The sequence below is a fragment of the Capilliphycus salinus ALCB114379 genome (genome assembly GCF_047276495.1).
Taxonomy (GTDB): Bacteria; Cyanobacteriota; Cyanobacteriia; order Cyanobacteriales; family Microcoleaceae; genus Capilliphycus; species Capilliphycus salinus.
This window is the reverse complement of record NZ_CP178543.1, coordinates 6,293,537-6,315,459: the sequence shown is the minus strand read 5'-3', so window position 1 is coordinate 6,315,459 and position 21,923 is coordinate 6,293,537. Positions and strand designations below refer to the sequence as shown.

At 43.7% G+C, this 21,923-nt stretch carries 17 protein-coding genes; 8 read left to right on the top strand and 9 right to left on the bottom strand.

What is annotated here, in order from left to right:
- Positions 1–254: 254 nt before the first annotated feature.
- Complete coding sequence (locus ACL6C3_RS25410; protein WP_413162310.1) at positions 255–1,955, top strand: sialate O-acetylesterase; 1,701 nt, start codon at positions 255–257, stop codon at positions 1,953–1,955.
- On the opposite strand, the gene ACL6C3_RS25405 is transcribed toward ACL6C3_RS25410, so the two are convergent.
- The 6 genes from ACL6C3_RS25405 to ACL6C3_RS25380 all read right to left on the bottom strand — a co-directional run bounded on the left by ACL6C3_RS25405 (position 1,947) and on the right by ACL6C3_RS25380 (position 7,041).
- On the bottom strand, positions 1,947–2,450 hold the full coding sequence (locus ACL6C3_RS25405) for a GUN4 domain-containing protein (protein WP_413168412.1): 504 nt from the start codon (positions 2,448–2,450) through the stop codon (positions 1,947–1,949). The two genes, ACL6C3_RS25410 and ACL6C3_RS25405, sit on opposite strands and share 9 nt — an antisense overlap.
- Positions 2,451–2,757: 307 nt before the next feature.
- Positions 2,758–4,251 (bottom strand): right-handed parallel beta-helix repeat-containing protein, encoded by a 1,494-nt coding sequence (locus ACL6C3_RS25400; protein WP_413162308.1) that lies wholly within the window; start codon positions 4,249–4,251, stop codon positions 2,758–2,760.
- Positions 4,252–4,266: 15 nt separating this feature from the next.
- Positions 4,267–4,707 (bottom strand): GNAT family N-acetyltransferase, encoded by a 441-nt coding sequence (locus ACL6C3_RS25395; RefSeq protein WP_413162305.1) that lies wholly within the window; start codon positions 4,705–4,707, stop codon positions 4,267–4,269.
- 356 nt (positions 4,708–5,063) lie between these two features.
- A complete protein-coding gene (gene map / locus ACL6C3_RS25390; protein WP_413162303.1) occupies positions 5,064–5,897 on the bottom strand; it encodes a type I methionyl aminopeptidase in 834 nt (277 codons plus the stop codon).
- Between the two features lie 59 nt (positions 5,898–5,956).
- Positions 5,957–6,445, bottom strand: coding sequence for a GNAT family N-acetyltransferase (locus ACL6C3_RS25385; RefSeq protein ID WP_413162301.1), 489 nt, complete (start codon positions 6,443–6,445; stop codon positions 5,957–5,959).
- On the bottom strand, positions 6,418–7,041 hold the full coding sequence (locus tag ACL6C3_RS25380) for a MarC family protein (protein WP_413162300.1): 624 nt from the start codon (positions 7,039–7,041) through the stop codon (positions 6,418–6,420). Before ACL6C3_RS25380 ends, ACL6C3_RS25385 begins: the two co-directional genes overlap by 28 nt.
- A 379-nt stretch (positions 7,042–7,420) precedes the next feature.
- On the opposite strand from ACL6C3_RS25380, the gene ACL6C3_RS25375 reads away from it, so the two are divergent.
- Complete coding sequence (locus ACL6C3_RS25375; RefSeq protein WP_413162298.1) at positions 7,421–8,119, top strand: cytochrome b N-terminal domain-containing protein; 699 nt, start codon at positions 7,421–7,423, stop codon at positions 8,117–8,119.
- Positions 8,120–8,322: 203 nt separating this feature from the next.
- Positions 8,323–9,201 carry an alpha/beta fold hydrolase gene (locus tag ACL6C3_RS25370; protein ID WP_413162296.1) on the top strand — a complete coding sequence of 293 codons (879 nt, stop codon included), beginning with the start codon at positions 8,323–8,325 and terminating at the stop codon, positions 9,199–9,201.
- A gap of 149 nt (positions 9,202–9,350) precedes the next feature.
- Here the strand turns inward: ACL6C3_RS25370 and cysK are convergent, their stop codons facing one another.
- From cysK to msrP, 3 genes are all read right to left on the bottom strand, one after another.
- Positions 9,351–10,280: a cysteine synthase A gene (gene cysK, locus ACL6C3_RS25365; protein ID WP_413162294.1), complete on the bottom strand. Its 930-nt coding sequence runs from the start codon at positions 10,278–10,280 to the stop codon at positions 9,351–9,353.
- A gap of 254 nt (positions 10,281–10,534) precedes the next feature.
- The gene (locus ACL6C3_RS25360; RefSeq protein WP_413162293.1) at positions 10,535–13,183 is read right to left on the bottom strand and encodes a cyclic nucleotide-binding domain-containing protein; all 2,649 of its coding nucleotides are present in this window, start codon (positions 13,181–13,183) and stop codon (positions 10,535–10,537) included.
- Positions 13,184–13,419: 236 nt separating this feature from the next.
- Complete coding sequence (gene msrP / locus ACL6C3_RS25355) at positions 13,420–14,403, bottom strand: protein-methionine-sulfoxide reductase catalytic subunit MsrP (protein WP_413162291.1); 984 nt, start codon at positions 14,401–14,403, stop codon at positions 13,420–13,422.
- Positions 14,404–14,786: 383 nt separating this feature from the next.
- Here msrP and ACL6C3_RS25350 point away from each other — a divergent pair, with 383 nt between their 5' ends.
- The 5 genes from ACL6C3_RS25350 (at position 14,787) to ACL6C3_RS25330 (ending at position 21,694) form a co-directional block, all read left to right on the top strand.
- On the top strand, positions 14,787–16,823 hold the full coding sequence (locus ACL6C3_RS25350) for a protein kinase domain-containing protein (protein WP_413162289.1): 2,037 nt from the start codon (positions 14,787–14,789) through the stop codon (positions 16,821–16,823).
- Between the two features lie 479 nt (positions 16,824–17,302).
- Positions 17,303–17,617, top strand: a complete 315-nt coding sequence (locus ACL6C3_RS25345) for a hypothetical protein (protein ID WP_413162287.1) — start codon at positions 17,303–17,305, stop codon at positions 17,615–17,617.
- 243 nt (positions 17,618–17,860) lie between these two features.
- Positions 17,861–19,342: a sensor histidine kinase gene (locus tag ACL6C3_RS25340; RefSeq protein WP_413162285.1), complete on the top strand. Its 1,482-nt coding sequence runs from the start codon at positions 17,861–17,863 to the stop codon at positions 19,340–19,342.
- Position 19,343: 1 nt separating this feature from the next.
- Positions 19,344–20,012 (top strand): response regulator transcription factor, encoded by a 669-nt coding sequence (locus ACL6C3_RS25335; protein ID WP_413162283.1) that lies wholly within the window; start codon positions 19,344–19,346, stop codon positions 20,010–20,012.
- A 281-nt stretch (positions 20,013–20,293) separates the two neighbouring features.
- Positions 20,294–21,694 carry a pentapeptide repeat-containing protein gene (locus ACL6C3_RS25330; protein ID WP_413162281.1) on the top strand — a complete coding sequence of 467 codons (1,401 nt, stop codon included), beginning with the start codon at positions 20,294–20,296 and terminating at the stop codon, positions 21,692–21,694.
- Positions 21,695–21,923 lie beyond the last annotated feature (229 nt).

Sequence of the window (21,923 nt, the reverse complement as noted above, 5' to 3'; positions counted from 1 at the left end):
ATTTCAGGATTTCCTGACTGAGTTTGGCGAGGGGTGATGCACGAGTTTTTGAGAGATTGGAAAGCGTCCGGAATCAGCATCTTGACAAAATGCCCAAAATAACAGGTAGAGTGGATCGGATGATTCAAGATGATTATCTATTATTATCTCTACGGTAAACTAATCGGCGATCGCGTATCCTAAAGATTTGGGAGCGAGTTGATTAAAATTGTGGATAAGAGTCCTAAATTTTAATGTAACCCGGCTGAGAACCCATGAAAAATATTAGTATTATTTTTGCGTTTTTGGGACTAATTTTTTTATTTAGCCTAAATTCGAGTCTGATCGAGTCAAATTCTCAAGCAACGCTAGAGTTACCCTCAATTATAAGCGATCGCATGGTCCTTCAGCAACAAACCGATGTCAACCTTTGGGGATGGGATAAACCCGGTAATACTGTCACCGTAAAATTTAGAGGTCAGGAGGTACAAACCCCGGTTGAAGTGGACGGGAAATGGCAAGTTAAAATTCCCAGTGGCGAAGCGGGAGGGCCGTTTAATTTAACCGTTGAAGGTTCCAAAGAAGTCACCTTAAAAGATGTGTTAGTCGGGGAAGTTTGGGTTGCAGGCGGACAAAGTAATATGTGGTGGTTTGTCAGCCGCAGCGATAATTCTAAACAAGAAATTTCCGGGGCTAATTTTCAGAATATTCGGGTTTGGGATGGGAATTCTTCACCCCGAGAAAATGGCTGGCCTGCGGATACGCCTCAAAAAACCGTTTCGGCCAAGTGGGAATTAACAACCCCAAAAACCGTTAAAAATTTCCCCGCAACCGCCTATTTTTTTGCCAAAGAACTGCATCAAAAGTTAAACGTTCCGATAGGAATCGTACATCTGGCGGTTCCCAACCGAGAAATTGAAACCTTTTTATCTCAACCGTTACTCGCGGCAAATTTTCCCGAAACTCTGGCATTTTGGCAGCTACAAAAAGATGCTAAAACCAGACCCGCCCAGTTATTTAACGGTATGGTTTATCCGGCTATTCCCTATACACCCAGAGGATTTATTTGGTGGCAGGGAGAAGCCAATGCAAAAGAAGCGATGCAGTATAGAACTTTATTTCCGAGTTTGATTCAAGAATGGCGAAGTTTGTCGGGAAATGATAACGCTCCTTTTTTATTTGTTGAACTTGCTAATTTTCTGGAAAAACAAACCTATCCCTCCGAAGATGATCCCTGGCCGAGATTGCGAGAAGCCCAAACAGAGGCGTTAAAGTTGCCGAATACGGCGATGGTTTCCACGATTGATATTTTAGATGAAAATGATAATTTGAGCAATATTCATCCCCCGAACAAACAGTTAGCCGGAAAGCGGTTATCTTTGGCGGCGATGGCGACGGTTTATGGCGAGAAAGATTTAGTTTGGAGGGGGCCGGTTTATCGGTCGGTTGAATTTAAAGAAAATCAAGCGATTGTAACCTTTGATTCTGCGGGAAAAGGATTAAAAATTAAGGGAGATGAGTTAAAAGGGTTTGCTTTGGCCGGAAGTAACCACCGTTTTTTTTGGGCGGATGGAAAGATAGAAGGAAATCGGGTAATTTTAACCAGCGAAGCCGTTAAACAACCCGTAGCAGTTCGTTATGGTTGGGCGAATAATCCCGTCGGAAACCTCTACAACGAAGCCGATCTTCCGGCGTTTCCGTTTCGTACAGATAACTGGCTGTTAAACTGGGATGAATCCCGCTTTGAAGCCATGAGTTTCTTAGAGTTGGCGGCTTATATTCAGAGGAATATTCAACCCAGTAAACCGGAGATTAAATCGGTTTGGGACGAAGCTTATCGGGGGATAAAAACGGATAATAAACTCTTGACCGTTCAACGACTGCAAACTTTAATCAATCAAGAATTAGAAGATGAAAAGTTGGCGATCGCGTTAGAAATTCTCTTGAAAAAGCTAAAATTTCCTTTTCTACTCTAAAAATCGGTCAAAATTCCCAAATCTTTTCATCCACGAATTCTTCTCGGGAGGAATAAAACATTCTCGGGAGAGGAGTGAAAATCTCAGTCCCGTCCGAATTCCCCAGCACATTATCGGTTTTTGTCCAAAGGTGCAAATACGAGCGGCAATGGGAAGATGACCTTTGGGAGCTTCTTCAAGGTTGTTCCAAGCCAATTCCGAATAGTTCAGCCATTTTTCATCTTTCAACCATCCGACATCGGTAGCAAATTGTTTGTGTCCGGTTGTCCAGTCTTTAAATTTAAGTTCTTCTTCGTTATACCCTTCCAAACTCTCATTATATTTCAAAAATACTTGCCTTTGAACCGTAAAACCAAAGCGTTTTTTGCTATATCTTAACCAAAGCTTGTCAATTTTTTTTAATTCTTTGCAAGGAATCTGCTGCTGCAATTCAATATCAAACCAACCCGGTTCAGTCCGATCAAGAATATGCAGTAAGATTTCCCCAGTAATCAGATCGGCAATTTTCCAGTTTTCTCTTTTTAACCAGTATTCTAAATCTTTATAAAGTTTATTGATTTTCTCCCGGTCGTAGACTAATTCATCCTCGATTTACCCCTTTTGATCTTCTGGTTTGGAAAGATTATTCTGAAAAAAGATAGACTTTGTTATCGAAGCCACTCTCTTGGATTCAATATATAAAATTCCCGGAAATAACAAAAAAATAATTATCCCAATCAATAAAGATCTATTAAACAGTTTTGACATCAAAAACCTAGAACTGCGTACAGCATAATTATAAGCCCTTTTTCCCGATCTCTCGTTAACTTTCTTCCGAGGGGTGAACAAACTGAGGGGGAAAATTCATACTCCACCAAAAGTTTTTAGTCGCATCCGCCGGAAAAGCCCCGAAATACTTCTGGGCTGCGGGTGAAGAACTTTGTAAATAAAAGTTAGCATTGAGTGGATGTTCAAATAAAGGATCGGCTTCGATAAAATCCTCTCCTTTTGTCGCATAAACCCGATCATTTGCCCATTCATCGAGATTAACGGGATAGGTAACGGTATTGTTATCGAAAAATAAATTGGATTCAATTTGAATATTTTTGGTCTGAAAAGCATCCGGTTCAAATTCGCTGCTGTAACCAATTTGAAACCAGGCGTTATCGCTAAAAATATTATCTCTTACAATCACATTTTCGAGATTTGTCGTGTAAAAATAGAGTCCGCCCGTTAACCAATGGGGGTCGGGGGTATTTTTCAAACCGTAGCCATTATGATGGACGGTATTGTTATAAATTTGAATGTTACTTTTTAGCCGATCTTTCCCCCAACGGGAAAGAAAAATTCCAGTCGCCCGATTATTAAAAACCAAATTATGATGAATCCGAATATTATCAATTTTCGGTCCGTCTTCGGCCGAAATTGCGATTCCCGTTTCGCAGTCGTGGACGACATTTTCAGAGAATTCTAGATCTTCCAATACATCCCGCCAAGAGTCCGCATAAAGACCCTGACGCCGACAGTGATGGGTATAATTATGATGAATTTTTCCTCGCTTGGGTGTTCCTTTGCAGTCTATTCCCTCTTTCGCACAGTAACAAACTTGATTGTAAGCCACTTCAAAATCTTCAACGCTTCCGATAGTAATTCCTTCGTGGGGGCCGACACTACTCTCGTAGGGATAGCCGGGATGTTCAATTAACATCTCATTGGTATTGGCGTTAATTACCGTATTCCCCAAAACTTTGTGCTGATAGCATCCTCTACCGATGAAAATTCCCGATGAAAAGGTGTTAATCGTTGTGTTATTATAAAAGTCAATCTGGTGACTGTCTCGAACCACAAATCCGCCGTTATGGGAATTTTTTAGGGTTAAATTTTTGATCAGAATGTGATGTTTTCCTTCAATTTGAAATGCCCCTTGATCGCGAGGGAAAGGCGGTTCACCGACGGGCGGCCCAACATAGACATCATCCGCATCAATAATCACCGTTTCACCGGGATATCCGGCGTAAATAATCCACCGATTTTCTGTTCCCGAATTTCGCGGATAAATGCGTTCAGAAATTCGATAAGTTCCCCCCCGAATAAAAACTTTATCCCCTGCGGTTAAGGTTTCTGCGGCTTTTTGAATGGTCGCCCAGGGCCGTTCAAAAGTTCCGGGATTGGTATCATTTCCCGAGGGAGAAACATAATAAATTGGTTTTTCTGTCGCCGTTGAGGACTGGGTAAGTTTGGCAAAACTCAATCCCGCCAAAGTTCCCGCAGCTTGAATAAATCGGCGTCGAGTTGCAAAAGGGAAACGGTGATTCATTTGCAAGTTTGAATTTCAAACAGACATTTTTTTGATCATTTTAACATGGGAAATCCCCGCTTCGTCAAAGGGTTCTCCGACTTGCTGAAATCCCAGATTATGATATAATTGTTTGATGTATTCTTGAGCGTGAACCAGCGTTTCTTCAACTTTTTTTGATGCAATTACGTCTAATGCGGCTTCCATTAATTTCCGGCCAATTCCCCGCCCTCTAGCCGTAGAAAGCACGGCCAACCGTTCAATTTTGGCGGTTTGAGGGGATAAATACCGAATTCTAGCGGTGCCTACGGGTTGAGAGTTAAAGTAAGCGAGTAAATGTTGGGCGGTGTCATCTTTTCCATCAAATTCTAGTGTGGGTTCAACATTTTGTTCAACGGTAAAAACTTGATGTCGGATGGCTTTAATTTCATTCTCCGCCTCGGAATAATGAACAATTTTAATCTCTAAATCGCCCATTTTTTCTCCTATTAACTGATACTATATCCGGTTGATTAATTCTGTTGGTGGGGCAGTTTAAACAGTGAACAGTTTACAGTGAACAGTGAACAGGTTTCAAGTGACAGTAATCAGTAACTTCTGACTTCTGACTTCTGACTGAAAATACCCGCCCCTACAGAATGATCCTTGATTAGTCGGAGATGATATAACAGATCTTTCCCCAATTTTGAGAGAAGCGAGAAAAGCATTTTATATAAAATACCGAAAATAATGCTAGACCAGACAAGAGGGAAAAGTTTTGTAGGGGCGGGTTGTGTAAAAATCTATGTTTGGGTCAATAATTTATATAAACCCGCCCCCCGCACTATTAAATCTTAGACCTTTGAGCGATCTGTAAGAATTTCATAACCCGTTTCTGTGACCAAAACCGTATGTTCAAATTGGGCTGAAAGCGCATTATCAACGGTAACAGCCGTCCATTTATCAGACAAAATCCGAGTAAAGCGAGAACCCGCATTTAAAATCGGTTCAATAGCCAACGTCATCCCCGCTTTTAACTTAACATTGGGTAAATCATAAGTGCGAGTATTAAAAACAGAAGGTTCTTCGTGTAAATTCTGCCCGACTCCATGACCCGTAAATTCTTGAACAACGCGAAACCCATTGGCTTCGGCGTAGTCTTGAATTGCCCCCGCAATATCGAGTAAATAAGCACCCGCTTTGACTTGTTCAATCCCTTTATAAAGGGTTTCTTCGGCGACTCGAATTAATTTAGCCGCTTCTGGAGTCACTTCAACGACGGGAATTGTAATGCAAGAATCTCCGTGAAACCCTTGATAATAAGCCCCGGTATCCACTTTTAAAACATCACCGGCGCGAATCACTTTCCGACGACTGGGGATGCCGTGAACGACTTCATTATTAATAGAAGAACAAATCGAACCGGGAAAGCCATAATACCCTTTAAAACTGGGGGTGGCACCCATTTCTCTGATTCGTTTTTCGGCAATTGCATCTAAATCTGCGGTGGTCATTCCCGGTTGTACCCTAGCCGCAATTTCTTTGAGTGTGGTGGCGACAATTTTGCTGGCTTGTCGCATAATTTCAATTTCTTCGGGGGACTTAATATGAATTCCCCGACGCTTCTTTTTAATGCGAGGCGGCTGAGGAGGCGTGGCTTTGGCGATCAGATTGCTGAGAATTTTCATTGTGAATTTGGATCGAATTGTTGTGAGGTTATTGAGAATAGCGATTGTCTTTATCTAGATTAGCTTAAAAGCTCAATTTCGGGTACAACTTTTAGGCTAAAACTCCAACCATGCTGTTGAAAACCGAGGGATTCATAGAAAGCATGGGCGCGATCGCGATGAAGATTAGAAGAAAGGGTGACTTTATAGCATCCGGCTTCTGCACTCAATTTTAAGGCGGTGCGAATCATGGCTTTACCTATACCCCGACTGCGATAAGCCGACGCCACGCTAACGGCATCTAAGACGGCAAATTGATGAAATCCTCGGTGCATCATGGTGGGAACATACAACAAACTAAATGTCCCGACCGGTTTTTCTTCTAACCAAACCAGATAAATTTTATAGTTAGGAATTTGATGAATTTGGTTAAAGAGTTCCTCAATTTTATCGTCGGGAAGCAGAGGCAAATCATCCATTTGGGCGTAAAGTTCATTCAGGTGCGGTAAATCTTCGCGAGTCGCCACAGTAATTTCAAGTTTTAGGTGGTCAGATCCAGTTGAAACCATTCTTCAATTCCTCTCATAATCATATCAATTGCAAAGGTTCCAATCACCAAGGCTGAAGTTCGTCCGGCAATATCAATATAGCGTTCAACAATGGCTTCGTTTTGATTGCGAACATAATCGTGTAACCCTTTCATTATAATAATTGAAATCACCGTTATAATTAGTGCCATAATAATCGAAAATGCAGCCCAAAGAGGAGACAAACGACTTCCGGCGATCACACTCGCACTCACCGTTCCCGGCCCGATCATATAAGGCATTGCGATGGTAATTGCCACGCCCCTTGGCTGTCCCCGCAGTTGTCCGATGGCTTGACTTCCTCCGAAGAAAAAGCGCAAACCAATAATTAAAAAGATAATCCCCCCAAAGATGAGAAAAGATTCAAATCTAACTTGCAGAATTTGTTTAAAAACCGTTTCCCCCGTCCAAGCAAAACCAATAAAAACGATAGCACTAATTAGCGTTCCTCTGAGGAGATAAATGGAAAAGGTTTTTAAGTCAAATTTTTGAATCAAATCCATTAAATAGATACTCATCAAAAAGGGATTGAGTAAAACCAGCAAAAGCGCACTCGAATTGACAATATTTTCAATCATTTTTGGGAAAACTCCGGTAAATTAACCTCTCATCCTAACAAGAATCCGCGATCGCGATTTTCTCAATTTCACCGATTTTGATCGCAACTTCTCTATTGTTTCATAAACAGGTAATTTTCATCGCGATCTCAGTCTGTTTCTTGTTCGCCCATTTAATCAGTCAGGAGGAGACACCGATCTTTGCTTAAAGTTATGTTAAGATTTATGTAGGACAATCAGGCAAGCCTCTTGCCCTCCTCTCAAACCTTTTAGAGTTCGGGAAAGCTGAAAACTCTCTGTTATCGGAGTTTTAGAAAATTGACCCCGACCGAACGGTAGATTCAGATCCGAACGCTACTGCAATCATTCTTGACGCTTATTTACAAAAACCTACAAAACCATGAGAAGAATTAATCCGTTGTTTATCCTCAGACGAACTTCAACAATCCTCGCGGTATCAATTTTAACTTTAACCCTGGTTTCCGCACTGACGGGATTATTGGTCGCCATCAACTATCAACCCATTGCGGGCGGGGCTTACGAGTCTCTTCAACACATCACCCAACAAGTAGAATTTGGTTGGTTGGTGCAAGGTTTACACAAGTATGCGGGAAACTTTGTAATCGCTTTGGGCTTAATCCAATTAGTGGTAATGTTTTTAGGGCGACAATTTCGCCGCAGTTGGCTAATCGGTTGGATTGGCGGTATTTTCCTCATCTTAGCCGCCATTGGTTTGGACTGGACGGCTATTGGTTTGGCTTGGACTCAAGAAGGGTTTTGGCGCCTAAAAATTGAGTTGGGAACTATTGAAGCAATTCCCTTTATCGGTTCAACACTGCGCGATATTGTTACGGGTGGCGGTGGAATCAGTACCTCAACCTTGCTGCGACTTTACACCTTGCACAGTTACGTTTTATCTGTGGGCGCCATCGGTTTAGCGATCGCGCATTTAGCGGGAATTTTATGGCAAGATCGACAAGAACAACAGGTCCAAGAAGAACAACGAAAACGCAAAGTTGAAACCACTTTAAACCGTTTGATCGAAGAAAAAGATCGCTTGGATGCGGCGACTCAAAAAGAATCGGCTTCTCAAAGCTAAAATCAGACTAAAGTTAGATTGATTTTCACTCTTAGGGGGGATTAATTTTAATAAAATTTCCCCCCAACAAATTGAATTCAACCCGCCCCGAAAAAACAGTTTTGAGGGCGGGTTTACATTTCTAGGCAACCCGTCCCAAGGCTTTAATTTTCAAATACAAATCAACTAAAATAACATGGAGTAAACATCTTCTGGAGATTTATATGTCTGTCTTAGAAGGAACTTGGACGAATGAATACATCACAACCAATGGCGTCACCCTGCATTATGTGACCCAAGGCGATGGCCCGTTAATGCTGATGCTGCATGGGTTTCCCGAGTTTTGGTATTCTTGGCGTCATCAAATCCCCGAATTTGCCCGAGATTATAAAGTTGTTGCTTTGGATCTGCGGGGCTACAACGACAGCGATAAACCCAAAGATTTATCGGCATACAATATGAGGGAATTAATCCAAGATGTTCGCGGAGTAATTACAGGTTTAGGATATGATAATTGTATCTTAGTCGGTCACGACTGGGGCGGTGCGATCGCGTGGAATTTTGCCTATGCTTACCCGGAAATGGTCGAGAAATTAATTGTAATGAATATTCCCCATCCGGCGAAGTTTGCCGATGGTTTGTGGACGATTGACCAACTGCAAAAAAGCTGGTATGTTTTCTTCTTCCAACTTCCTTTTTTACCCGAGTTAATGTTTCAAGCCGATGACTATCGGGCAATTTCATCTTCTTTTATAGAGATGGCAGTTGACAAAAGTGCCTTTACCACAACCGATATAGAAGCCTACAAAGATGCGGCCGCCAAACGGGGGGCATTAACGGCGATGATCAACTATTATCGTAATGTTTTCCCCGCATTTTTCAACCCCCAAGACCGACCGGAATGGGGTTTATTAACCGTTCCTACGTTAATGATTTGGGGAGAAAATGATGCGGCATTGGGGAAAGAATTAACCTACGGCACCGAAGAATATGTACAGAATTTGAAAGTTCGTTATATTCCCAACTGTAGCCATTGGGTGCAGCAAGAAAAACCCGAGTTAGTTAATCAATATATGCGAGAATTTTTGAGCGGTCAGGCTTAAATTTTCCCTCCTTATCGTTGGAATTCGGAACAAACAAAGCAGCTTTTTAGCAATATTCATCACTTCTAGCTGTGTGCTTTGAAATGAGGTCTATTCTAAAAACCCGGTTTTGCTCATAAATCGGGTTTCTCTGCTTTCTGCTAGAATAATTATTGAAACATTTCTGTGCTGAGATATCTTTCTCCTCCGCTGGGCTGAAACGCAACAATTAGCTGATTTTCACACTCACAACGCCGCCCAACTTCTAGTGCAGCAAAAACAATTGCTCCCGTTGAAATCCCACTGATAATTCCTTCTTCAACCGCTAATTTTCGCCCGATTTCATAGGCTTGTTCTTCCGTCACCCGCACAACTTCATCAATTAAATCCGTCCTCAAAACATCAGGAATAAAGCCCGCCCCAATCCCCTGAATATTATGAATTCCCGAAGATTTCCCGCTCAAAACCGCACTCTTAACCGGTTCAACAGCCACAATTTTTAAATCCGGTTTTTGTTTTTTCAGATAACAACCCGCCCCCGTTAACGTCCCTCCGGTTCCCACCCCAACAACGAGAATATCGACCCTTCCCTCCGTATCTTCCCAAATTTCAACGCCAGTGGTTTTATAATGAATTTTCGGGTTGGCGGGATTGCTAAATTGTTGAGGAGAAAAAGCGTTAGGAATACTCGCCAGTAATTCGTTCATTTTAGCAATAGCCCCCGCCATATCCGCTTTAGCGGGAGTGGTGATAATTTCCGCACCATAAGCCCTAACAATTTGCTGACGTTCCCGACTCATATTGTCCGGCATTGTTAAAATCAATCGATAGCCTTTCGCCGCACAAACCATTGCCAAACCAATTCCCGTATTTCCCGAAGTTGCTTCAATAATGGTCGAAATTCGGGGTTGAATTAATCCCGCTTTTTCCGCCTCATTCAACATACTAATCGCAATTCTATCTTTAACGGATTTTGCCGGATTAAAACTTTCTAATTTTAACACAATCTCGGCCACACAATTAAAATTTTGTGGCAATTTTTGTAAACAAACTAAAGGAGTATTGCCAATGGTTTCTGTAATATCAGAGTAAATTTTCATTCTCTCATTATTATTGTTAAATTTAAAAAGTTTGTAGTTGGGCTTTAGCCCGTCTTTGTTCTTGCACTTTAGCCCGTCTTTGTTCTTGCACTTTAGCCCGTCTTTGTTCTTGCACTTTAGCCCTAGTTTTACGCACTGTAGGCGCTTCGCCTTCTCATAGAGTAGCGCAACAACGAACTTAGGGTTGGGCTAGTTGTTGGGATGGGCGCCCTTGTTTTATGCGCGTGCATCGCAACAACGAACTTGGGGTTTTATTAAACCATAAGCCGAAAGCAAATCCCAATCAAAACTATCATTAACCCAATGTGAGGGAGATTATTCAACCAGGAACGTTGAGTAATTTTCAAAAGCGGAAATACACTCAAAACTAAAATAGATAATAAAGTCACCCCTTGCAAAAAAGCAGCAACATCCTGACTCCAAGTTAAACTAAAAAGTCCGATACCACTATAACCAAACGTTCGGGCGATAACAGGTAAAATCCGACCCGCTTCACCAATTGCAGCCGGAATATAACAGACTAAATTAATCGCCAAAACCATCGGCAAATAGGCATAGATTACCGTCGAATAATCCGGCATTTCCCCATCAAAAACCCTCGCCAATTTGTGCGCCCCATAGGTTGCCATCGCCGGAACACTTAACAACCCCAAAACAATCGGAAGACTCCACAGTAAATGTTCCGAATCTATCGGCAAATCGCCCAAACTGACCCAACTTAAAATCTTCTGACTGTGGTGCATAAAAACACCGCCAAACAACAATAATAACAGCGCCACTTCAGCGGCAAATCCTTGATGATTTTCCCATAAATCCGCTGCGGGAAACCGAAAATTAAGCTGAACAGAACGATTCGGACAAGCTTTCAAACAACTCATACAAAAAACACAATCCCGGTTATCAGAAAGCTGTGCGGGATGAGAATAAAGCGGACATCCACCCGTCGCCTGTCCCTCCGTTGGTAACGCATTGGCAAAGCTAACCGGCGTAATTTCACCGCCTTTATAACAGCCAAAAGTATTACACTGACTTCCACAAACCTGTTGAGTCGAACGCAACTCAATCATCCCCAACTTAGCAAACATTCCATTCATCCCACCAATCGGACACAAATACCGACACCAAAGCCGACGTTCATAAATTAAACTACAAATAATCGCCCCGGCGGTAATCGCCACCAACAACCAAGAAGATAAATAAGCCCGATGGGGTAAATCCCAAAGTTTTTCCCAAAGATAAATCACCACAAAACCTCCCCACAGAAGCCACGCGCCCCATTGGTTCAACCATTTTGTCGGCCAAGAAAACTGTTTGCGGGGAAACAGCAACAGAGACAATTTTCTCAAGGCTTCTCCGACAATCATAAACGGACAAACCGCACACCAAAGCCGACCAATAATCGGAAATAGCAACAGATAAAACGGCCACCACCAAGCCCAAAATAAATTCAATGTCACGCTACTCTCTCGCGTTTGGGGGCCGATAAATCCCATCACCGTCACGGGGATAAAAATTGCCATCATCAGCCACCAAACCCGTTTCGGCCACCAATCACTTAATAAAAATTGACGCAGGCCGGGAATTTCATTCAATAAATCCACCCGAAAAGCGTTTTTCTTCGATTCTACCGACCAAAGAACCTGCTCGGGAATTATCGTCTGTTCTGGCGGCGTCATCATCACCGCTCGCTTTAAAATATTAGACAATTCTGACAGGTTTTCGGGGTAATTATAACTCAACAAACGACGCCGCTCGGCGGGATTTAATTCCAACGGTGTTCGCCCCCGTTCCCGACAGTATTTTTCTAAGAAATATTGGGCAAATTCGGTAATATCCTGTTTGCGTTGGGGTAAACTCAACAATTTGAGCGAAGTCGCTTCTATCTGTAGCCCAGAACGTTTCTCAGGACTGGCGAGAATCAAACGCACCCAACTTAATTTAGCAGGTGGAATTTCCGAACTTAAATTCAGTTGTGTGGGGTCACAATTGGGGATGATTTCTCCGGTTTTGAGATAGTGAATTAAACGGGCTTTTTCGGAAGGATTTAACAGGTTTACACGGTCAATTAACAAAGTTCCCCGTTCGAGAAGTTCGAGAATTCCCGGTTGACCGTTGAACCGACCAAATAAGGCATCTGTATCGATGCTTCCGTTTTCGAGTTGGGGTAATTCTCCCAGGTCAATTTCTGCAAAGGGGTGGTTTTTTAGTGCAGATTGAGCGTGAATAAATCCGGCGATAAATGTTTTTCCGCTTCCGGGGGGAGCCTGTAAAATAATCGGTTCTATCGAAGTTTTAAGTTGTTCAACTTGCTGTCGTAATTTTTGAGCGGCTTTACTAATTCCGATTATTTTTTCATCGCCGGTAACGGGTTTTAGATAGGGTTGTAGTCCTTGAATTCGAGCCTGTTCTTTCGCCAGACGTTGGGAAAAATGATCTAAATCTAAAGCGAGTAAACGGTTAAATGCAGATTGAATATCGGGATAGTTTGTTTGCAAATTTTCTAGGGATTCTCGCCCTAAAAACCAGAGTTCACAGGGAGTTATAGTGATTGCACTTGTGGTTGAAATGCAGGGATTTGAGTTATTAAATAAGGGAAGATAGCCAAAGATATCTCCGGCGTTGCGATAAATAATATGGGTTTTTCCGATAGTTGAATGGCGATAGATTTCTACGGTTCCCCATTTGAGAAAATACAGTCCTTGAAGAATGGTTTTTTCTTGATAAATTTCAATCTGCGCTTGGGTGTGGAGAATTTGCAGACTGTGAGCAATTGCGGCGATCGCTTTCGGACTCAATGCCCCCCAGACTCGGTGAAAACTCAACCAGTCAATACAGTCTTCCAGGGCTTGTCCGTTGAGGGGTGAAGCTTCTGGAGGCATTAAGGGTAACGATGAAGTAACCATAGCCAACCTGCAACGCGATCGGGGGCAATTTATTGCTCCTGAAGTAATTTTATCAGAAATTTCCGATTTAGACTCACCGATTTTTGGGGACCGGATTAAAATCTGACGAAGAAAAAAAAAGGGGGAATTCAAAACTGTTATCACCCCCATTGACCTTTTGTAATTGTTCGGAATATTAAATCAATCTCATTCCAAAAATTAAATCATCTTTTGAATTTTACGATTTTCTGTGATTTCTAAGTGTAAAGATCGCCAACATATTCGGCATAACCGTTATACAATAATGTGGGCTGTCGTTCCCAAGTCAAACTGGGAGCATTACTCACAATTCGTTCGGTAGCCTGCGACCATCTCGGATGGGGAACATTGGGGTTAACATTGGCTTCAAACCCGTATTCATTGGGAACCAACGTATTCCAAAACGTCGTCGGTTGTTCGGCTAGAAATTCGATTTTGACAATGGATTTCGCCCCTTTAAACCCATATTTCCAAGGCACCACCATTCGCAAAGGAGCGCCGTTTTGTTTGGGTAAACTTTTCCCATAAATCCCGGTCGCAAAAAAAGCCAAATCGTTCGCCATTTCCTCAATTCTTAACCCCTCCGTATAGGGCCAGGGATAATTCACCGCCCAAAAACCGGGACCTTTGGTAATTTTCGGGTCATAAAACGAAGTAAACCGGACAAATTTCGCTTCGGAATTCGGTTCAACATCTTCTAACAATAACCGCATGGGAAAACCCACCCAAGGCACCACCATCGCCCAAGCTTCAACACAGCGAAAGCGATAAATTCGTTCTTCGAGGGGAAACTTTTTTTGAAGGTCATCAAGGTCATAAGTTTGGGGATTTTTCACCAATCCCGTCACTTCAACCTGCCAATTTTTGGTGGGTAAAGCTTGTGCCGCTTCCCAAATCGATTTAGAACCGCCAAACTCGTAATAATTATTATATTGAGTGGCAAACTCTACAGGAGTCAACTCCCGTCCGACATCAGAAAAATTCGGGTTGCGAGATAAATCAGAATAGGCCGTCAGTTGATCGAACTGGGGCTGAGTCGAAAAATTCGGCGTGCGATCGCAACCGGCAAGGGGTAAAATAGTAGCACCCAAGCTCGCCCCGATCAGACTTTTTAGAAAACGACGACGGTTGAGAAAAATTGATTCAGGAGTAACCAACCGTTCGGGGAGTTCCCAAGATTGAGGTACGCGGATTAAAGGCATCGGAGCAGTTGTGAGTTACAAATTGTAAAGTGACTTTCTTATTTTAAACGGCTTCGAGAAGGCGATCGCACGGACAATTGTCAATCGGGATGATTCGATCTGTTCGCCAACAGACGAGAGAAAACATGATATAATCGCAGAACAAGTAAAATACGGGAATCTCGACTTGTCGGGTAAAAATCCCGTGTTAGGAGAAAGCTTGGAACTTTCTAAATTCTAAGGCTGAACCCGTGTTATCGACTCAATCTTTTAACTTGACAATTGATTACAGGGGGTACTTCACAGCAAACCGATTCGGCCGGGAGTGAATCTTCACATCTATACTGTTGAGGAGGGTGTGGGGATGTCAAGATAGTAGAGACAGACTTAACGACTTGCCAGTTATGAGTTACTGCATAAATCCCAACTGCAAACATCCCCAAAATTCCGCTCACCATAGCTTTTGCCAGAGTTGTGGGTACAGTTTAAGGCTCAAAGATCGCTACCGAATCATCAAAGTCTTGGGTCAAAGTATTACCAGCAGAACGTTCTTGGCAGTCGATGAGGATCAACCGTCCAAGTCCCGCTGCGTGATCAAACAGTTCCGGCATCGCGATCAGTCCCCTTCTTCCCCGGCTGAGGGTGATGCAGTTAACCTCAGACTGGTTCCCCTCAATTCGGTCCCGGCTTCAGAATTAGAACGGCTGGGAAGACACGAAGCAATTCCCGAGTTGTGGGCCTCTTTTGCCCAAGAGAATTATCACTACTATGTCCACGAGTATATTCCGGGGCGCAACCTGGGATGTGAACTCGACCAGGATGGTATCTTTCGAGAAGGGCAAATTTGGCAACTGCTCAACGATGTCTTACCCACATTAGAATTTCTGCACGAAAACAATATCGTTCATGCCGATATCAAACCGGAAAACTTAATTCGTCGTTCTCCGTCTTCCGAAGACAGCCACGCGGCTGACGAACCCGAGATCGCAGTGGTCGATCTGGCCAGCGCGATCGATCCGGAAAATGCTTTAATAGTAGACGAGAATCATCAAGGTTCCGCCGAATATTCCGCCCCCGAACACCTGCACAGCCAAGCCAGTCCCAGCAGCGATCTCTACAGCTTGGGCGTGACTTGTTTGCACTTAATGACCCAGGTTCCGGCTTTTGATTTGTATGATGTCAAATCCGATACATGGGTCTGGCGAGATTATCTCAAATATCCCGTCAGCCGGCGCTTGGGACGGATACTCGATAAAATGGTTCAGCGCCATCCGGCCAAACGTTATCAGTCCGCAACCGAAGTGATGCGGGACTTGAAAACCGGGGCGGTGGTTGCCTTCAATACCCTGTCAACTCAACAAAAACTGATGCTGACGGCCTGGGGAGGCGCAGTGGTGGCGATCGCATCTTTGATCTTGAGTTCGATCCCCTCCAACGTCTCTCGGGTCTCGTCCCAGTCACCCGAACCGGTTTATCGCTTACCCGATACCCGGGCATACCCTCCCCAAATTAAACGCATCCCCCCGCAACTGAAAAATACGCCCGCAGTCCGCACCTTGATGCGAAGCTTTAGTCCGGTGTGGGCGATCGCCGTCAGTCCCAACGGCCAACTCGTCGCCAGCGGCAACACCGACGGCACGATTCAAGTTCTTGACATTCAAACGGGTGATGTGCTATACACCCTCTCCGGGCATTCCGGGCCGGTGGGCGCTTTGGCCATTAGTCCCAACGGTCGTTTACTGGTCAGTGGCAGCGGCGACAATAGCCTCAAAGTTTGGGACTTGTGGAGTGGTAAACTGATCAAAATGCTCTACGGTCACAAAGCTTGGGTGTATGGCGTCGCCTTCAGTCCCGACGGAGAAACCGTCGCCAGCGTCAGCCGCGATCAAAGCCTGCGGTTGTGGGATGTGGAAACCAGCGAAGAAATTGGTCAGTTAAACGGTTATGCTCAAGATGTGCAGTCGGTCGCCTTTAGTCCCGACCGTCAAACCCTAGTCAGCGGCGGCAGTGACGGCAGCATCGAAGTTTGGAACTGGCGAACCGGCCGTTTACTTCGCAGCATCAAAGGACATCCCAACGCCATTTGGTCCGTTGCCATTTCTCCCGACGGTCGGACTTTAGCCACCGGCAGTTGGGACCGCAGCATCAAACTGTGGGACTTAAACCGCCTGCAATCAGAATATTTTAGCAGTTTACCCGAACGCACCCTGATCGGTCACGGCGATAAAGTTCAGTCTCTCTCTTTTAGTCGGGACGGTCAAACCCTCGCCAGCGGAGATTTTGCGGGAACGGTGAAACTGTGGCAAATTGAAACCGGCGGACTGATGGGAACCCTCAAAGGTCACAAGTCTTGGGTGGATGTGGAGTTTTCACCCGTTGATAATAGTTTAGTCAGCGGCAGTTTTGACGATACCGTGAAGGTTTGGAGACTGTCTCCCTAGAAGACATTCCTTTAAACCGTCGCCAGAAGTAGGGAGGGGCTATAGCCTTTCCCTACTTCTGTTTGAATGCTGATGTTTGATTTAATGTTTGATTTGTATAATTTACTAAGTTTTAATCGGTATTTAATAAGTGGGGTTAATGAGCTTTTGTAAATTTTACTGAAAATACTAATTAATTAATGCGATTAAAAATTTAATTGTGATGCTAATATCGAATAGCATCCGATTTAAAACCCCCCTAAGATAGAGATACAACTGAAAACTTAAAGCTTTGAGTTGTAACATCAATATTCTCTGAATTTAGTCAATGAGAGAACTTTTCTGTTCTGTCTCCATTTTCCGCGAGCAGATCAGTTAATTTAATAGGGGAAAACATGAGTGCAAGTGCATCTCATGTCTGCTTTGTTGACTTAAATTTATAGGGGTTGGATGCAACTGAATTTTTGTTTCTGGGTTGTTACTTTCAAGATTTTCTAATTATGGCTGTTCTTAATATTCGCGATTGGCATCTGGTCGCAAATACTTTTAAGCGTCAGAATCGGAATGGTTCTAACTTTTTTCAAGCAACTTTAACAAATGTTCCCTTTGTCGGAACTTTGCTGAGAACAACACACTTGGAAAAATTTACTGGGTTGAATGTTAAAGCGAGCAACCTCAACTTCAAACCCAGTGCAGCCCAGTTAGAACATCTCAAGAATTATTCTCAAACAAGACACGACCGCGAGGGATCGTGTCCTTTTTATCAGCTATCTAAGCGATCGCGTGCCTCCTGTGGAAGTCTGATGGATAGCTAAAGTTTGATACCCGCTCGCCCTACTCCCGAGCCTTGAATTTACAGATCCTTTACATAACCCCCCCGAATGTAAAGCTGGAGCGGCCAATCGGATGAAAATTTGAAGCTTTTGTAAAGGTTCAGAAAAAATACGGTTGAAGTATATCCAATCAATTTAACTTGATGCTAGTATCTAAGTTGATATCCGGTTTATAATACCTCTTTTCTTGAGTCGAAGTCAAATTGTCAAATCGGGCCAGAGACGATGAAAAGCTTAACCATTAAAAGCTTAACAACTAAACGAGTAAAAGCCAAACCTTTTTCTCAAGTTCGGAGAATATTCTGGGAAACCCGAACTTACATTTTTCTCTGGTATTTGGCCGTAATGGCTGTCTTTATCGGCTTATCAGTTCCAATTTTTTCTATACTTATCCTGCGGACAGTCAATGCTAGAGTCGAGGAAGAGTTAACAGAAGAATTGGAAGCCTTTGATACATTAATAGACGAACAAAAGAAAACAAAAGAAGGTCTCACCCACGAAAACCTTCCCCGATTTTTAAAATATTTCTTGTCCGTTAGACTTCCCGAAGACGATACATTTTTGATCACGATACTTGATGGTGATTTTTTCAGTTCCAGTCCCAGAGCCTTGCCCAACACGGTATGGGAGAGTACAGAACTGATGAGTTATTTCCTGGAACTCAACAAAAGCGAACGGAACAGATATAAAACTTCTGACCCCAATATTGGGGAGATTATGTATCTCACCAGACCCGTTATTGCTGAAGGGCAAATCCGAGGTTTATTTGTGGTCCTTCATACGACAGCCGGCGAACGGCAAGAAATCCTAGAATCGGAAATCACTGTTACTAAAGTCTTGTTTATTGTTCTTTTCTTTGCTTTATTTCTGGCCTGGATAGCATCGGGGAAAATATTAGCTCCATTGCGATCGCTCTCAACCACAGCCCTGGCAATTAGCGAATCAGATCTCAGCCAAAGAATCCCTGTTCAAGGCACCGGAGAAATGGCAGAAGTAGCCATGACCTTCAACAAAATGATGGATCGCCTTGAGGCGGCTTTTACCAGCCAGCAAGCCTTAATTAATGATGCCAGCCACGAACTGCGAACCCCGATTACAATCATTGATTGCTATTTAGAACAACTCGAACCCGACTCCGAGGAGCAGAAGAAAATCGTAAAATTGCTCAAAGACGAGTTGAATCGGATGAATCGCTTAGTCAACGATCTTCTGCTGTTGGCCAAAGCCGAGCGACCCGATTTTTTAAATTGCGAAATTGTTGAAATCGGCACTTTCACCGAAGAATTGTATACCAAAGCGACGACGCTCGCCAAGAGAAATTGGAGTCTGGAAGTTAAAGGTACGGGTCGCATCATTGCTGACCCACAGCGCCTCACTCAAGCCTTTCTCAATCTAGCTCACAATGCCACCAAATACACAACAGAAGATGATGTGATTGGGGTGGGAGCGACTTTAAGTAAAGGCAAATTCTATTTGTGGGTGCGAGATACCGGAGAAGGAATTGATACCGCCCACCAGAAAAAGATTTTCGAGCGTTTTGAGCGAAATGTCAACGGCCGTCGCTGTGAAGGATTGGGTTTAGGATTGGCGATTGTTAAAGCAATTGCTTCTGCTCATCAAGGTTGGGTCGAATTAAAAAGTCAAGTGGGGATTGGGTCTACTTTCACCATTGTTATTCCCCTAGAATGTTTAGAGAGGAGAGGATAAAATGAAACGAATTCTCATTGCCGAAGATGAACCCAAAATCGCCGCCTTTCTGGAGAAAAAACTGCGGGAGAATGGCTTTATCACGACAGTAGCAGAGGACGGCTACGAAGCCCTAAATCAAGTTCGCCACGAACAATATAACCTGCTAATTCTCGATTTGGGTCTGCCCGGTATAGAAGGAACAGAAGTTCTCGAAGAATTACGCGGTCAGGGAGAACAAATCCCCATTATTATTCTAACGGCACGGGATGAAGTCAGCGATAAAGTTAGCGGGTTGGAAGGGGGAGCCAACGACTATGTAACCAAGCCTTTTAGCTTTGAAGAATTGCTGGCTCGGATACGCTTGCAATTGCGACAGCCGAGCAAACCCGAACCGAAGGCCGAAAGGTTTTTGAAAGTAGGTGATATTACCCTTGATATCCGATCGCGTACTGTGAGGGTCGGCGATCGTCGGGTCGAGTTATCCAACCATGAATTTATTCTTTTAGATACCCTGATGCGCCATCCAGACCAAGTTTTGACTCGAGACCAAATCCTCAACTATGTTTGGGGCTACGATTATGATTCTAGCTCTAATATTGTCGATGTATACATAGGATATCTCCGCAAAAAGCTTAACAAAAATTTAATTGAGACGGTGAGAAGTGTAGGTTATCGACTGCGAAAATGATGAGAAAATTCTTAGAATCTTCTTAATTTTATATCATGCAGATTCAGCGAACAATAAATTATCTTTAACTTATAGCAAATCCGAAGAGATGAAAGCCTTGAATTTCAACAATAAAGGCCCTAATCTAAAACTATACTGGCTTCTTAATAAAGAGGGTATATTAAATCGGATTTGGGAAGATGATCTTCGATCAAATTGAAAACTTGACTCAATCAGATTGGCTTAAATTTGGAAAAATTTAAGTTGATTATTGGGTGTATTAATCTGGGGGAATTTCTATCATGGTTGCTCTCAATTTTAGCGAACAAGAACTGATTGGAAATAGTTTCAATAATCAGAATCTAAATGATTCTAACTTTTTTAAAACCAAGCTAATCGGGGTATCATTCGTTGGAACCGACCTCCGAAGAACCAACTTTGAAGAATCGAGTTGGGAGAATGTAAACGCTCGCAATGCCGATTTCCTCAATGCGAACCTCTTCAAAGCCGAGATCGGTAATGCCAACTTAACTGGCACGATCTTTCAGCGAGCTAACTTGTCTGAAGCCAAATTTGGGGGATCTACTCTCAACAACACCAACTTTAATTTGGCAAACCTGAGCGGTGCCGAGTTTTCTGAGGTTTTATCAACCGGGACTTTGAGGTTCCGAGGTGCCGATTTAACAGGTCTTAAAGCCGCAGGTGCCGATCTGAGCGGTGCAGACTTCAGAGCCGCCGGAAATGGCACAGAAACCATTTTTACCGATGCAGAGTTAGTCGGTGCTGACCTCAGCAGTAGCAACTTTACAGGGGTTTCGGCGCCCGGAATCTTTCTTGAAGGCGTTAATTTGACCAGTGCCAACCTCAGCGGAGCCGACTTGAGCGGAGCTATCTTAAAAGGGGCCGACCTCAGCGGAGCCGACTTAAGCAACACTGTGCTTGCCAATGCCGATCTGAGCGAAGCTAACTTAACCGGAGCAAATTTAGATGGGGTTAACTTAGCCGGGGCGAATTTAGAGGGAGCAATTATTGACACCAACGGTCTAGGTAGTGAACTGGTGGGAACATCTCTGCCCGACCTGATTGAAGGAACCGTCGGCGATGATACCATTCAGGGGTTAGGCGGCAATGACACTCTCGATGGTGCAAGAGGTTCTGACAGCCTGCTTGGTGGTGCTGGAGAGGACACCATCTATGGAGATTTTGGACTCGCTGATACCTTATCGGGTAACGATACCCTCAACGGTGGCGGTGGAAATGACGTTCTCAATGGCGGCTTCGGTGCCGATCGCGTTCTCGGTGGTGCTGGCTTTGACATTCTCTTTGGTGGAGAAACTGGAGGAAGCGAAACTGCTCCTGACACCCTAATAGGTGGGGCTGACGCTGACCTCTTCCAGTTGACCAGCACGGGCTTTGTACAAGAGCCGATTGAACCGACCTTCCCGCCCGAACCCGTTCCTCCCGAACCCTCTGGCGACATCATCACCGATTTCCAAGATGGTATCGACTTCCTCGAATATGAGTTTGCCAGTGGCTTTGAGGAATTGATTATCACAGGTAATGGTACCCGTCGGGTGACGCTCCAGGTTCTCAATGAAGGTGTTCCTGCTGAAGGAATTCCCGACTACCTAGAAACTGTGGCTGTGATCAACGGTGCAGGAACTTCTCTGGTGACGATCGCTGAGAATGACTTCTTAGTTTAAAATCCATTGCGCCTGTGTATGGACAGTCAGTACACAGGCTGATTCATCTCTCTAACGGGAGGTTGCACGATTGCGATCGCGCGTTCCTATCATTCCCCACAGGTGCGATCGCTTGAGAGTGATCACTCTTCACTTTTGATTAAGGAAAAAGTTGAATAATTTTAGTCAATTAGAGAGTTGATCGGTCTCAGATTTTAGAGAACAGATCAGTCGGTTTAATCGGAGAAAA